Source organism: Bacteroides sp. GD17, from assembly GCF_038448625.1.
Classification (GTDB): Bacteria; Bacteroidota; Bacteroidia; order Bacteroidales; family Bacteroidaceae; genus Bacteroides.
Map to the genome: position 1 here is coordinate 179,718 of NZ_JBCEZS010000001.1, position 13,684 is coordinate 193,401.

Sequence of the window (13,684 nt, forward strand, 5' to 3'; positions counted from 1 at the left end):
ATAAAACAGAAATAGCTATGAGAGTAAAAAGATTGTTTTTAGGAATAATGCTTTTAGCAGGCATTACGAGTGTAGGAGCAGCAAATTATGCTCCGGAAGATGTTTCGGCTTCCATTTCTTTGAAAGTTCCGGGGAATGATGCCAAGCAGTATCCGCTGACTCTTCAGAAGGTGCAGGATGGCGTGTATAGCTGCCAAGCATCCGGGAAGTTGCCGTTGGATATTACCCGGCAGGTAGTGGACAAGGATGGCAAACAGCGTGTTACGGTGGTTATCAAAGCCCTGGAGAACGTGTATTTCAACTACGGGGAGCAAGTGAAGACCGGCTACAAGCACGATGATTGCCAGTTCTATATGCCCGGCTTCTGGTATCGCCGCAACCTGCGTTCGCCGAAGGAAGCGCCTTCATTCCATACCTCCGACAGTTGGTTGGTGCGCGAAGACCGCCTGAGTACTCCGCTGACGGCAGCTTTCAACCCTGCCCTCGGAAAGTCGATGTCGGTAATCCGTATCGATAAGTTCGATAAGGAAGCCTTGACCACGCATAAAGAAGGCGAGGTAATTTTGTCCGGTGAGACGTCCATCGGCTATACCGGCTTTGAGAATGTAGACGGTATGACGGTTCTTGCTTACGGTTTCCCTTATCGGGAAGCGCCGAAGACGTATATCCGCAAGCTGACGTTGGCACCTGCTGTTGAGGCTTTCCAGTTGCTTCGCAAGGGAGACAGCATTTCGCTGACTTGGGAATTGTCCGAACGGAATGCCAATGATTTCTCAGAATGCGTACAGCGTACCTGGGAGTATTGCTACGATACCAATCGTCCTCAATCCGTCGATACGCCTTATACAGTGGACAGGATGAAAGAGGTAATGAGCAATTTCTTCGTAGAAAGCTATGTAGATAATACGCCTACCCATTACTATTCCGGCGTAGAGTTGGAGACAGCTACCTGCGCCAGTACGGATGTTGCCGAAGTAGGTTTTGTGGGACGTACGTTGCTCAATGCTTTCAATGCGTTGGAATACGGAGCGGCAAAGAACCGTCCGGAGCTGGTGAAGAGTGCCAACAGCATCTTCGATACTTATCTTCAGAACGGCTTTTCTCCGGCAGGGTTCTTCAATGAGGTGGTACATTATAACCGTAACTTCAAAGAACCGGCTCATAGCATCCGCCGCCAGTCGGAAGGTGTATATGCCGTGTTGCACTATCTGAATTACGAAAAGCAGCAGAAACGGAAACATCCCGAATGGGAGAAACGCATCAAGACCATGCTGGACACCTTCCTCACTCTTCAGAACGAGGACGGAAGCTTCCCGCGTAAGTTCAAGGACGACTTCTCTATCGTAGATGCCAGTGGCGGCAGCACACCTTCGGCTACATTGCCTTTGGTGATGGGATATAAGTATTTCAAGGATAAACGCTACCTGGCAAGTGCAAAGCGTACGGTAGAGTATCTGGAAAACGAATTGATTTCCAAAGCCGATTATTTCTCTTCTACGCTGGATGCCAACTGTGAGGATAAAGAGGCTTCTCTGTATGCCGCTACCGCTGCCTATTATCTGGCTCTCGCCACGAAAGGGGAGGAACGTGCACACTATGCCGAATTGGCAAAGAAAGCGGCTTATTTCGCTTTGTCATGGTACTATACCTGGGATGTACCCTTTGCCGAAGGACAGATGTTGGGCGATATCGGCCTGAAGACTCGCGGCTGGGGAAATGTATCAGTAGAGAATAACCATATCGACGTGTTTATCTTCGACTTTGCCGATGTATTGCACTGGCTTTCCAAGGAGTACAATGAACCGCGTTTCTCCGACTTTGCCGAAGTCATTTCTACTTCCATGCGCCAGTTGCTGCCGTACGAAGGACACATGTGCGGCATTGCAAAGGTAGGTTATTATCCCGAAGTGGTGCAGCACACCAATTGGGACTATGGACGCAACGGAAAAGGCTATTACAACAATATCTTCGCTCCGGGTTGGACGGTGGCTTCTCTGTGGGAGCTCTTCTCTCCGGGACGTGCCGAGCAATTCTTATTGAAGAAATAAGCTCTGTTTAGGAATGCGTGGTATCTGTTGACAGAAGATTTTATTTAAGACATAAGAACATAAGGACAAAAGAAGAAACGATCTTAAATATGTTCTTTTGTTCTTATGTCTTCCTAAATAGGTTACTTCAATGATCTCAGAAATCATTGCAGCAATCATTTCAGAAATCATTAGAGCAATGATTTCTGAAATCATTCAAAAGAGCCTGTAGGCCTTCCTCAACTGCCCATTCCTCGGATAAACCAGAAATAAAATATAAATAAGTGATATGAACAGAATTATGATTTTGTTGGCAGGATTGGTGCTATTGGCATCGGCCTGCACAAGCAGCAAGCAGGCAGGCGAAGCCACAGCTTCGGGATTGAACCCTGCTGACTTCCGTACGGAAGTGGATGGCAAACAAACGGACTTGTTTGTACTAAAGAATAAGAACGGTATGGAAGTCTGCATTACGAACTTCGGCGGACGCATTTTGTCTGTGATGGTGCCGGATAAAGACGGCGTCATGCGCGATGTGGTATTGGGCTTCGATTCTATTCAAGATTACGTCAAGTATCCTTCTGATTTCGGTGCAAGCATCGGGCGCTATGCCAATCGCATCAACCAGGGTAAGATGACGATAGAAGGAGTAGATTATCAGTTGCCGCAGAATAATTTCGGTCATTGCCTGCATGGCGGACCCAGAGGTTTCCAATACCAAGTGTATGATGGTCATCAGTTAAGTGATCAAGTCCTGGAACTGACTTATCTGTCGAAAGACGGAGAAGAAGGTTTCCCCGGCAATCTGAACTGCAAAGTCACTTTCTCGCTGACGGACGACAATGCCATCGATATCCGTTACAGTGCTGAAACAGACCGCACCACAGTTGTCAACATGACGAACCATTCTTACTTCAACCTCGATGGTGACCCCTCCAAGACCAACAGTGATTATCTGCTGACCATCGATGCCGATGCCTACACCCCCGTAGACAGCACCTTTATGACTACCGGTGAGATTGCTCCCGTAGAAGGCACGGATATGGATTTCCGTACTCCTACCGCCGTCGGAGCCCGTATCGATAATGACTTTATACAGTTGAAGAACGGTTTGGGCTATGACCATAACTGGGTACTCAATACCCAAGGAGACATTACCCGCCCGTGTGCCACCCTCGAATCTCCTGCCACAGGCATTGTCCTTGATGTTTATACCAACGAACCGGGCATCCAGGTCTATGCCGGCAACTTCCTCGATGGTACACTAACCGGAAAGAAGGGCATCGTGTACAATAAACGTGCCTCCGTCTGTCTGGAAACTCAGAAGTTCCCCGATACCCCGAACAAACCCGAATGGCCTTCTGCTTTGCTGAAACCGGGAGAGAAGTACGACAGTCATTGCATTTATCGGTTCTCGGTGAAGAAGTGAAATTATCTATAATCTTAAAGCAGGTTATAAAGACCTGCTTTGAATTTCTTTTCATTGTATATCTATTAACCTTAAAATTGTAAGAATGACATCTGCACCTGTTCCACCAAGCATTTATTCCTGATGCGTTAACTTTGTATTCTTATCGTGTCAGAGAGATTTTACAGAGCGACACCAGTATTTGTTGCTATTATTTATATAATTATATATTAACCTCTAATAATGTGAAAACATGAAGAAACTATTATTTTTTGTTTTGAGTGCACTAATGAGTGCATGTAGTGAGAGTAGCTTAGAGCCCGTTTTGGTTCATGAAGATGAAAATTGTACTAATGTCTTGGATAATCAAGATTTCGTATCAATTAGCCAAGCCTCTGAAGTAGCGAGCTTATTTATGGCTCAAAATGTACAAGCGTTGGATGCAGAGACAAGAGGAGTCCCAGCATTTGATAATTCTAAAAATATTGAGTCTATTAAGACGGTATATGGTGAAGATAAAATGCCATCCATGTATGTGATTAATTATGAAGGAGGGGGATTTGTAATAGTAAGTGCTACCAAAAATTACTATCCGATTTTGGCCTATTCTGAAACTAATTCAATAGATGTGGAAAAAGCTAAGCAGAGTGGCTTTTCTATTTGGATGGATGAAACAAATTGGGCTATTAAGGAAAGCGATATGCAAAATGCCGAAACTTTGGCAAATATGCGCTCTATGTGGGAGGCTTACGAAATACTGCCTGCCACAATAAGTGATGCTACTTCTGATCATTACCGTGATGGGACAATGTTTCGTGAAAGGTTAGGCGAATTGTATACTTTGTGTCCGGGATACTCGTTTGGTCCTTTAAGTTCTGCACGATCTTTTCTCTCACAATCAGATTATGAAAGTCTTGTAGAAAAGGCTGATTTATATGGTTCTCCTCTTGAGTTTACAATAGTAGGATATAAAAGTAATAACAGAAAAGTTGGGCCTTTGATGAATACAATATGGGGACAGGAGGGAGGATATAATGCATTATGTCCAAATGAATATCCTGCTGGCTGTGTTGCCATTGCTATGGCTCAGATTGAGAAGTATCATGAATGGCCTCGATCCTTTGATTGGAGCAGTATGGCAAATGATAGACCGACTTCTGCATCTCAATCTCTAATAGCGATGATTGGTAAAGCCGTGAATATGGATTATGGTAAAGACGAATCCGGTGCTTCCTTAGGTGATACCAAAAGAGGTTTTGAGGCAATGGGATATACAGTATCTAAAAGGGATCATGATATGTGGGATGTAGAAAGTGAAATTTTTTTTAGAGGACGTCCTGTATGTATGGCAGGTGATAGGAAAAATTTTATTGGAATAACTTGGAAAGGACATGTATGGGTTTGTGATGGTGCGGAAGAATATGGAAGTTCCTGTAGCTATTTTGTGGAGTATCTTGTAAACCGTTCTACAAATCCGAGTTATTCAAGTTGTGGATTCCCTAGTTATATGGGCCCCGCTACTTCTTCTGGTTCTGGTCGCATATATTTTCATATGAACTGGGGGTGGTCTGGCACTGGTAATGGCTGGTTTGGTGGAGATAATGTGAATCCTACAGATGACAGAAACTATCAATATGGCAGAGAAAATCTGTATGTTTCACCCTTAAAATGATGCATTATGAGAAAAGTATATATCTATTCATTGTTATTGCTTGCAATATGCTTTGCCGGTTGTGAACATAAATTAGACTCTTACCCGCCTTATCTCTATAGATACTATTTAGCATTCATAGATAAATCGGGTAATGATTTGCTTGCAGATGTACCATTTGAAATAAACAGCGAGAGGGATTCTGTTTTATTACGCGGAACTTATACTTTTGAGTTTATCAAACCAACGGAAGATGATTATTTTGATACCACATTAATACTACAAAAAGTAAGTGGCTATCAATCGCTACGCATTGATGTCTGCATGGAAGACTGGTATGGTCATAAGAAGCCGGAAGTCCTTACTCATAAACTTGCCAGTAAGCATATATTCGGTGATGAGAAAGTACATACGATTGTTTCTTATTGGAAGTTTGATACTGATTATCGGGAGGCAGAACTTATCCGTCTTACAATAGATGATGTGGAGAGTCCGATTCTTGAAGGTCTTGGCAAATTTTATTCTCAAGTTCTTGTTAGCTTAGATAAATAGAGAGTATCTGGAATGAATGATGCAAGGCGATAAAAAGGGGCTACACCATCTGCTCCGGATGGTGTAGCATTTTCTATGAAATGGTGTAGCTTTAACTACTGAATGGTGTAATCCTTATTGTTATGTCCTTACACCCTCATAGCCAGCGCCTTATTTTCCGCCTCTTCCATAATTTCCCGTTCCCCCGGGCCCTTGTCATTGATGCCGCACAAATGCAGAACACCATGGATAATGACGCGATGCAGCTCCGTATCGTAATCACTGCCAAACTGTTCTGCATTGGTGCGTACAGTGTCGAGGCTGATAAAGAGGTCACCGCTGAGGCGGTTGCCTTCGCAGTAATCAAAAGTGATGATGTCGGTGTAGTAATCGTGTTGCAAATACTGGCGGTTCACTTCGAGTATCTTCTCATCCGAGCAGAAGATATAGGCGATTTCACCGACTCTTTTCCCATAAGTGGCAGCAACGGATTTAATCCATTCTGTTGTTTCGCGCTTTTTAAGGACGGGCATTTCTACGCCGTCTGTTTGATAAGAAACCATATCGATTAAGAATTAAAATTAAAAGAAGAACATGTAGCTGATGATGATAGCGGCGATAATACCGGCAAGGTCTGCTATCAATCCGCAAGTCACGGCATTTCGCGTCTTGGTGATGCCTACACTGCCGAAGTAAACGGCAAGGATATAGAACGTAGTGTCCGATGCACCACGGGCTACACAACTCATGCGCCCTACAAAGGAGTCGGCTCCATATTCTTTCATAGTGTCAATCATCAGTCCGTTGGCACCGCTACCGCTCAACGATTTCATCAAAGCAGTGGGCAAAGCACCTACAAAACTGGTATCTACACCGAAAAGGCCGACTACATAACCAATGCCGCTAACCAGTAAATCCATTGCACCGGAAGTGCGGAAAACCGCGATTCCAACGAGAAAAGCTACCAAATAGGGAATGATGCGTACGGCAGTAGTGAAGCCTTCTTTGGCTCCCTCAATAAAAGCATCATATACATTGATTTTCTTCCATAGCCCCCATACGATGAACAACAGAATGATGGAGAACAGTATGACGTTGGCAATCAATGTGGAGTATGTTCCCATTTCTTCGCGTCCCAACCGCGTAAACAGATAAATCAGCCCGGCAAAGAAAAGACTGATGCCGCCAATCAGAATCAGAATAGGTTTATTCAGCAGATTAATGCGCTGGGCAATGCTGACGGCAATGACGCCTACTATGGTTGAAATGGCTGTTGTAATCAGTATCGGAATAAAAATATCGGTAGGCTGTGCCGCTCCCATCTGTGCGCGATACATCATGATGCTGATAGGGATAAGTATCAGCCCGGAAGTGTTGAGCACCAGAAACATCACCATCGGATTGGTGGCTGTATCTTTTTGGGGATTCAGCTCTTGCAATTCCTTCATGGCTTTCAGTCCCATGGGCGTGGCGGCATTGTCCAGTCCCAGCATATTGGCGGACAGATTCATGAAGATCGATCCCATAGCCGGATGCCCTTTCGGTATCTCAGGAAAGAGACGGCAGAACACAGGACTCAGCCAGCGGGACAAGGCATTGATCATGCCACTCTTCTCACCAATCTTCATGATGCCTAGCCAGAGGGCCAGTATTCCCGTCAGTCCCAGGGATATTTCGAATGCAGTTTTCGAGGAAGTAAATGTGGAGTTGACAAGCTCCGTGAAGATCTCAGTGTTGCCCATAAACAGGAGTTGGATGAGTGCCACAATGAAAGCAATTACGAAGAATGCTACCCAAATGTAATTTAAAACCATAAAATAACGCGTTGATTTTCTGCAAAAGTAGGAATATCTTTTCATTTAGCATGATAAAAGGGCAGATTATTGCATTTTCCAAAAGTTGATTCCACTTATTATCGGTTGTAATTTATTGATAATAAGTGAAATTTCTTTTTAAGATTAGCTGTTTATCGATGCTGTAAGAGATGAAAAAGGTTGTTTGTTCGCGCCAAATACTTATATTATGTTTATTTTCTACAATGAAAATGTAAAAAACGTCAATTCTGTAGGTGTATGCTATGGAACAAGCATCCTCTTTGAAGATAAAATATATCTTTATCACTATATAACGTACAACAAACAAAGAACTTATGCAGAGAAAAGCTATTCTTGTCTATCTCTTTTTACTATTGTCTGTAGGAACTATTTATGCCCAAAAAGTGGATTCTGCCTTTCTTAATAAGATGCGTGCTTATTATGATAAGAACTTTAATGATCCTACTAACCCCATCGTATTGACGGCTTCGGATACATTGCTGGATATGGCAATCAAAGCTAATGATACCGTGATGACCAAAATGGCTTTGGGCGCCAAACTGGATTACTATTACTACGGACAAGGTGAGAATCGCACGGATAGTGTCATAGCCGGAGTGAACCGATTGAAGCAATATGCCAGGAGTATCAAGAACCCTGAACTGTACTATTGGTCGTGGTCGGCCCGGCTGATAAATTACTACCTCATACAAGGAGAATACAACATCGCTCTTCTGGAGGCCGAAAAGATGTTGCAAGAGGCCGAGACGGAGGGAATTTCATCGACCGTTGCCGAATGCTATTCTGCTTTGACTAATATTTATTCTGCCAAAGGGTTGCCGAGGAAATCTCTGGAGTTTATGCTCAAGGAGATACAACTCTTTGAGAAAGGGGTTACGCGCTATAACATTTCTTTTCAGTACAGCGATGCAGCAAAGATATACATAGACCTGGGCGAAGAAGAAAATGCCCCCGAGCTGCTGAAGAAAGCACTTACCACGGCCAAATCTCCTTATCACAAGGTGACGGCCAAACTTGTTTATGTTTCACTCTATCTTGCCCAGGACAATATACAGGCTGCCCAGCAGGCGTTGGAAGAGTGCCGTCAGATATATGCGGACGAACCGTCATTGAGGCGGCACCTGCATTACCTCTATGATGTAGAACTGGATTATTATTGGAAAGTGGGCAATTACACGGAAGCCCTCGATGTGCTGAGTAAGCAGGAGGCCGAACTCAGGAAAACGAATTCTCTGACAACCTTAATCAGCCTGATAAAAAGGAAGGCAGATATTCTTTGGGAAATGGGGCGCAAGGAAGAATCGGCTGCGCTGTATCGCGAATACCTGGATGAACAGAAGAAAGAAAAAGAAAAAAGTGAGGAAATCACTACCAGCGAGTTTGCTACGATGCTGAACTTGCAGCAACTCAGTGCCGAAAAGAGTCGGTTGGAGAAGATTTCCCAGGAAGAGCAGCTTCAGAAAACCCGGATAACTCTGTTCTTTGTGGTGGGCATCTTGTGTCTGGTCTTCTTCTTCTGGCTGAAGCAGCGAACGCTGAACGACAGGCTGCAACGGTCGAAAGATAAACTGGATGAGAAGAACCGTGTACTGACCGAGGCCCGCGAAGAGTTGCGCAAAGCCAAGGAAGTTGCCGAACAGAGCAGTTGGATGAAAACGATATTCATTCAGAACATGTCCCACGAGATTCGTACTCCGCTTAATTCCATTGTCGGATTCTCCGGGGTACTGGTCGACATGCTCGATGACAAGGAAGATATCAAACTATATGTCTCGCTCATCGAGAGCAACACTAAACTGCTGTTGAAGCTGGTAGGAGATATTCTGGATCTTTCGGCGCTCGAGACGGATGTGGAGATTAAATACGGTGCCGTCGATGTTAATGTTTGCTGCGAGACTTCGTTGGAAATAACCAGGGAACAGTTCTCCGAAGGTATAAAGCTCAACTTCGAACCGGCTTGCAAGGAACTGACGATAGAAAGCAATCATCACTACATAGTGCAGGTGCTCGAAAACTTGTTGAGCAATGCAGCAAAGTTCACCCAGCAGGGATCTGTTACGCTGGCTTATGAAGTGAAAGAGGAAGAGAAGCAACTGATTTTTACGGTTACCGATACCGGGATAGGCATTCCGGTAGATGAGCAGGAGCATATATTTGAACGCTTCGTCAAGTTGAATGATTTCAGCCAGGGAACCGGGCTTGGTTTATCCATCTGCCGTATCATTGCCGATAAACTGGGCGGTTACCTGATTGTCGATAAAGAATATACTCAGGGAGCCCGCTTCATTTTCTGTGTGCCGATGCAGGGAGTGTGATAGAAAAAGGGTACTTTTGCACCTCACTAAATTAAAGAACATGCAAAGTGCCAAAGAAATCCAGCAAGAACTGGAACAATACATCGACCCCGTGAAACGGGAATACCTGCCCCGCTTCTTCAAGACCGGAAAAGGACAATACGGAGAAGGCGACAAATTCCTTGGTGTCGTAGTCCCCAATACCCGTAGCGTGGCAAAACGCCATAAAGATGCTCCTTTCGAAGTAATGGCAACGTTGCTGCAAAGCGAGTGGCACGAGTGCCGTCTTTGTGCCCTGCTGATGTTGGTGGAGCGTTTCAAAAAGAGCGATGAAAAGGGGCGAAAACTAATCTATGACTTCTACCTTTCACAAACCTCCCGTATCAACAACTGGGATTTAGTAGACTTGTCCGCCCCCGGTATTGTGGGTGAGTATCTGAAAGACAAATCGCGCGAAGACCTGTACCGTCTGGCCGGCAGTACGCTGCTTTGGGAACAGCGCATAGCAGTCGTTTCCACTTATACATTTATCAAAAACCGTGATTTCATCGATATTATTCGGCTTTCCGAAGGGTTCATTGCACACAGTGTGCACACTGGTGCACACAAACCTGCACACTCTTTTTCTGCCGGTGCACACTGTGTGCAACCGCTTCACGACCTGATGCAGAAAGCCATTGGCTGGATGCTTCGCGAAATGGGCAAGCGCGATAAAGACCTGTTGGTGCAATTCCTGGAGAAGCATTGCAAAACGATGCCGCGCACTGCGTTGCGCTATGCCATAGAGAAGTTCCCGGAAGAAGAACGGCAGGAGTTTATGAAGCGTTGACCGTTGAAGAGGCATATACTGTTCGACACCCCTTTGCCTGCCACGTTGCAGAATCCCAGATATACAGCCAGTTCGTACTCTTTCCATTCCTGGGGATATCTCATTTCCGCTTTGCATGAAGGGCGCATGGCTTCTGCTGTTTCATAGACAGCTTCGTTTCTTTCCTTGTTGTACACCAGCAGGAATACGGCATCGTCTTCGGTGGCGTTTCCCTGCCCGCAGTTGTTATCCCAAGTGAAGCGTGCGCAGCCGTTCTCTAGTGTCACGGCAGCATTCTCGGCTTGCGTCAAGGTGCCGTGCATCACCAGTACTTTGTTATAGTCCAGGGCTAAGTCTTCGCCCTCGCCGGTAAATGCATTTTTCATGAGATAGGACATGGCGGCATTGAAGGGCGTTTGCTTCTCGGCAAACTCCTGATATCCGTAACGTATGAAAGGGGCGATGGGGCGGAGGAAGTTCATGGCTATCGAGAATCTTCCGCGCTGGTTTTGCTGGCTTGTTGTGCGTGGGTTGGTCATGTGGGCGGGACGTGTACGCATGTAGGGGATTCCCTTCCATGTGCAGCCTACTAGATTTCCTACTTTTCCTTTTACTTCTCCGAATACTCCTTGATTTATTTTTCCCATAATAGTTTTGTTTTTAGTTCTTGGTGTCTTGTGCATTTTTGTGGATATCCACATTGCAAATGTAATGCTTAATTTTGTCTTTTATCGGTATTCCGATTTTTTGTTTTTAATATTTGTTCCGGTACGGAGGATAGGGAGTTTGGTTATGGTTATTGCTGTGTCGAAGCGCTCCTTTTACTGACTTTCTCCTTACTATATGTATGGAGTATGTAAGGAGTAGGTAGGGAGAAGGTAGGGAGTAAGTAAGAAGAAGATTAGTCGTGCGGAACGGGAATGGCAAATAATTTTTTATTTCTATGTCATTTAAGAGCCCTATCTCAAAATAATTTCTTTATTTTGTAGGAAACAAAGAAATTAGGCTTATGACTATTTACAGAAGAAGCGGGGATACATTTAATCTTTTGTACCATTTATTGTTGGCATTTGTGCTGATGGCAGGTGTGGCGGGATGTTCGTCCGACGATGCTCCACCGGTAGACAAGTTGGAAGGACTTGAACACAATTACCTTTTACTGGGAGAATGGACTGCACAAGTGGAGGGTGGAGAGGAAAAGTTGTATCTGTCCGCTGATGGGACGGGTTCTTGCATTCGTCCGGAGAAAACGGAGTCCTTGAAGTGGGGAAATATATGGAAAGAGGAGGGAGAGGACTACGGGAACTATCTGCTGTTAGAGTGGGAGGATGGTTCCGTTTCCGAGAAACCTTATCGGGTGGATGGAGCAACGCTTGAGTTCGATGGAAAGGAATATCTGTTGGATATGCCTATTCTGGGAACGTGGTTCATCCACCAGTTGGAGGAGGGGAATAAGCAGAATTATGTATTCTCCGTCAATTTCTTGCCGCATGGTCAAGCCTATATCCAAAACTTCGATGCTATGGGAATCGTGAAAACTGCTTCTACCTATTCTTGGCAACGTGCAGAGGATGGCGGTATTTGTTTATGGGTGGACGGCAGAGAGCAGAATCTTTCCTATCATGTGGAGGGAGGAGTGCTGACACTGGATGGCAGCGGGCGATTCACACGGGAGAATCCGTGCGACTTCTACGGTGATTGGGTGTCCGTTTATTCGCAGGAGGGGGAGGTTGTAAGCGGGAAATATCCCTACAGCATCCTTGACATAATCCTTTATGGGGCGGATGACAAGAATCATATTTACATCAGCTACTTCACGGAGGATGGGCATAAAGGTGGTCGGGAGTTTATTTGGAATAATTATAACGACTCGCTCTTGGTGCTCTACACGGACGGGGATACGTATGCTTTGAACTATCGTTTCCGGTACGATTTCACCAAAGAGAAATTCTTCATGGAACTCTCCGAGGAGGAGGATTTCAGTCGATACGTGGGCTATGCCAGAGAAACTACTAATCAGTAAAAAGAAATTAAACCTATCAGTATGAAAGCCATTTTACTCTTATTTTTCATTACACTTTTCGCCTCCTGCTCGTCGGATGTGGACGAGGAGATACTGCCGGATGTACCCGGTACCGAAAACCCCGAACCGGGGGAGCCCGGGGATTCTTTCGGACACTATAAGTTCAGACTGTCTGCCAAAGAAAATACGGGAAATATCTTCCACCTTTTTGAGTTCCATCTGCTTAATAGAGATAAGGATGGTTTGGAATATAATTCCGGTGAATTGAGCCAAGTTTATGATTCCATCACTTGGGTGGTACCTTCGGAAAAAGGAAGTTATAATGTCTTTTCCACCACATCGGGCGAAGGCTTTGAAGGGACTCACTTGTCTTTGCAGTGGGGGCATACTTTCTATTTGCCGGGTGAGTACGAAACGAAGCTCCTCTGCTACAAGGGCGATGAGGTGGTGCATAGTAATGTGTTGAAAGTGGAGGTGACTAATGAGAAAGACTTCCTGATGTACAATTGGGAAGAAGTGACTATATCTGACGACTCTTCCATCGGATTTCACAATGCTTTGGACGAGGACTTTACATTTTGCGCTATCCGGGAGGCCCACGAAGAAGCGGTTGGTATTACGCTCTTTTTATGGCCGGGCGTGAATGAAAGCGATGAATTTGTCGAGCAGAACCTTCGTACGCTTTCTGAGTATCTGACTTCCATCTACGGGCAGCCGGACTACGGTCGTGGCGCTTCCGATTTGGTGGAGAAATATGAGGCATTATTCTTGCATCGGGAGGCCTACGAAGTCCCCGAAAGCATTTGGCTTACGCCTAAGAGCAGGATTGTGCTATTGACTCAGGAACATGAAGGAATGAAGAAAGTGTTTGTGCGTGCGGAGCCGCACTGATGGTCCTGAACGGACAAGTGAAGAGTGCATGTTATCTTTTGCGCAAGGTCCTTATCTTACTATTTACATGTCCTTTTACGTTTAACAATATCCAAAGATGCGGTAATCTCTTTGAATAGGGCATATCTTCGTGCCCCAAAAACAGATTTCTTTGTTCAACTGGCGCCTAAATCAATATTTATATGTAAGTTTGTCACACAAAACGAATTTGAAGGG

General features: G+C 44.9%; 11 protein-coding genes. 8 read left to right on the plus strand and 3 right to left on the minus strand.

The features are described from left to right. Positions 1-17: 17 nt before the first annotated feature. From AAE250_RS00630 to AAE250_RS00645, 4 genes are all read left to right on the plus strand, one after another. Positions 18-2,048, plus strand: a complete 2,031-nt coding sequence (locus tag AAE250_RS00630) for a hypothetical protein (protein ID WP_294599407.1) — start codon at positions 18-20, stop codon at positions 2,046-2,048. Positions 2,049-2,316: 268 nt separating this feature from the next. Further along, positions 2,317-3,456 carry an aldose epimerase family protein gene (locus AAE250_RS00635; protein ID WP_294599404.1) on the plus strand — a complete coding sequence of 380 codons (1,140 nt, stop codon included), beginning with the start codon at positions 2,317-2,319 and terminating at the stop codon, positions 3,454-3,456. Between the two features lie 232 nt (positions 3,457-3,688). Next, positions 3,689-5,107 carry a C10 family peptidase gene (locus AAE250_RS00640; RefSeq protein ID WP_294599401.1) on the plus strand — a complete coding sequence of 473 codons (1,419 nt, stop codon included), beginning with the start codon at positions 3,689-3,691 and terminating at the stop codon, positions 5,105-5,107. A gap of 6 nt (positions 5,108-5,113) precedes the next feature. Continuing rightward, positions 5,114-5,638, plus strand: a complete 525-nt coding sequence (locus AAE250_RS00645; protein WP_294599398.1) for a hypothetical protein — start codon at positions 5,114-5,116, stop codon at positions 5,636-5,638. A 128-nt stretch (positions 5,639-5,766) separates the two neighbouring features. Here the strand turns inward: AAE250_RS00645 and ybeY are convergent, their stop codons facing one another. Further along, the gene (gene ybeY, locus AAE250_RS00650; RefSeq protein WP_294599395.1) at positions 5,767-6,180 is read right to left on the minus strand and encodes an rRNA maturation RNase YbeY; all 414 of its coding nucleotides are present in this window, start codon (positions 6,178-6,180) and stop codon (positions 5,767-5,769) included. 18 nt (positions 6,181-6,198) lie between these two features. Then, a complete protein-coding gene (locus AAE250_RS00655; protein WP_294599392.1) occupies positions 6,199-7,431 on the minus strand; it encodes a nucleoside recognition domain-containing protein in 1,233 nt (410 codons plus the stop codon). Between the two features lie 335 nt (positions 7,432-7,766). On the opposite strand from AAE250_RS00655, the gene AAE250_RS00660 reads away from it, so the two are divergent. Beyond that, positions 7,767-9,767, plus strand: a complete 2,001-nt coding sequence (locus AAE250_RS00660; RefSeq protein ID WP_294599389.1) for a tetratricopeptide repeat-containing sensor histidine kinase — start codon at positions 7,767-7,769, stop codon at positions 9,765-9,767. Between the two features lie 40 nt (positions 9,768-9,807). Beyond that, on the plus strand, positions 9,808-10,575 hold the full coding sequence (locus AAE250_RS00665; protein WP_294599387.1) for a DNA alkylation repair protein: 768 nt from the start codon (positions 9,808-9,810) through the stop codon (positions 10,573-10,575). Here the strand turns inward: AAE250_RS00665 and AAE250_RS00670 are convergent. After that, entirely contained in the window at positions 10,521-11,201 is a 681-nt protein-coding gene (locus AAE250_RS00670) for a DUF6266 family protein (RefSeq protein WP_294599385.1), read from the minus strand. The two genes, AAE250_RS00665 and AAE250_RS00670, sit on opposite strands and share 55 nt — an antisense overlap. A 362-nt stretch (positions 11,202-11,563) precedes the next feature. Here AAE250_RS00670 and AAE250_RS00675 point away from each other — a divergent pair, with 362 nt between their 5' ends. Together AAE250_RS00675 and AAE250_RS00680 are read left to right on the plus strand one after the other, a co-directional pair. Then, on the plus strand, positions 11,564-12,577 hold the full coding sequence (locus tag AAE250_RS00675; protein WP_294599382.1) for a hypothetical protein: 1,014 nt from the start codon (positions 11,564-11,566) through the stop codon (positions 12,575-12,577). 21 nt (positions 12,578-12,598) lie between these two features. Then, positions 12,599-13,468, plus strand: coding sequence for a hypothetical protein (locus AAE250_RS00680; RefSeq protein WP_294599379.1), 870 nt, complete (start codon positions 12,599-12,601; stop codon positions 13,466-13,468). The last annotated feature ends 216 nt before the right edge of the window (positions 13,469-13,684 follow it).

Coding starts and splice junctions, on each gene's coding strand:
- AAE250_RS00630 (WP_294599407.1), top strand. CDS start 18: ATGAGAGTAAAAAGATTGTTTTTAGGAATAATGCTTTTAGCAGGCATT.
- AAE250_RS00635 (WP_294599404.1), top strand. CDS start 2,317: ATGAACAGAATTATGATTTTGTTGGCAGGATTGGTGCTATTGGCATCG.
- AAE250_RS00640 (WP_294599401.1), top strand. CDS start 3,689: ATGAAGAAACTATTATTTTTTGTTTTGAGTGCACTAATGAGTGCATGT.
- AAE250_RS00645 (WP_294599398.1), top strand. CDS start 5,114: ATGAGAAAAGTATATATCTATTCATTGTTATTGCTTGCAATATGCTTT.
- ybeY (WP_294599395.1), bottom strand. CDS start 6,180: ATGGTTTCTTATCAAACAGACGGCGTAGAAATGCCCGTCCTTAAAAAG.
- AAE250_RS00655 (WP_294599392.1), bottom strand. CDS start 7,431: ATGGTTTTAAATTACATTTGGGTAGCATTCTTCGTAATTGCTTTCATT.
- AAE250_RS00660 (WP_294599389.1), top strand. CDS start 7,767: ATGCAGAGAAAAGCTATTCTTGTCTATCTCTTTTTACTATTGTCTGTA.
- AAE250_RS00665 (WP_294599387.1), top strand. CDS start 9,808: ATGCAAAGTGCCAAAGAAATCCAGCAAGAACTGGAACAATACATCGAC.
- AAE250_RS00670 (WP_294599385.1), bottom strand. CDS start 11,201: ATGGGAAAAATAAATCAAGGAGTATTCGGAGAAGTAAAAGGAAAAGTA.
- AAE250_RS00675 (WP_294599382.1), top strand. CDS start 11,564: ATGACTATTTACAGAAGAAGCGGGGATACATTTAATCTTTTGTACCAT.
- AAE250_RS00680 (WP_294599379.1), top strand. CDS start 12,599: ATGAAAGCCATTTTACTCTTATTTTTCATTACACTTTTCGCCTCCTGC.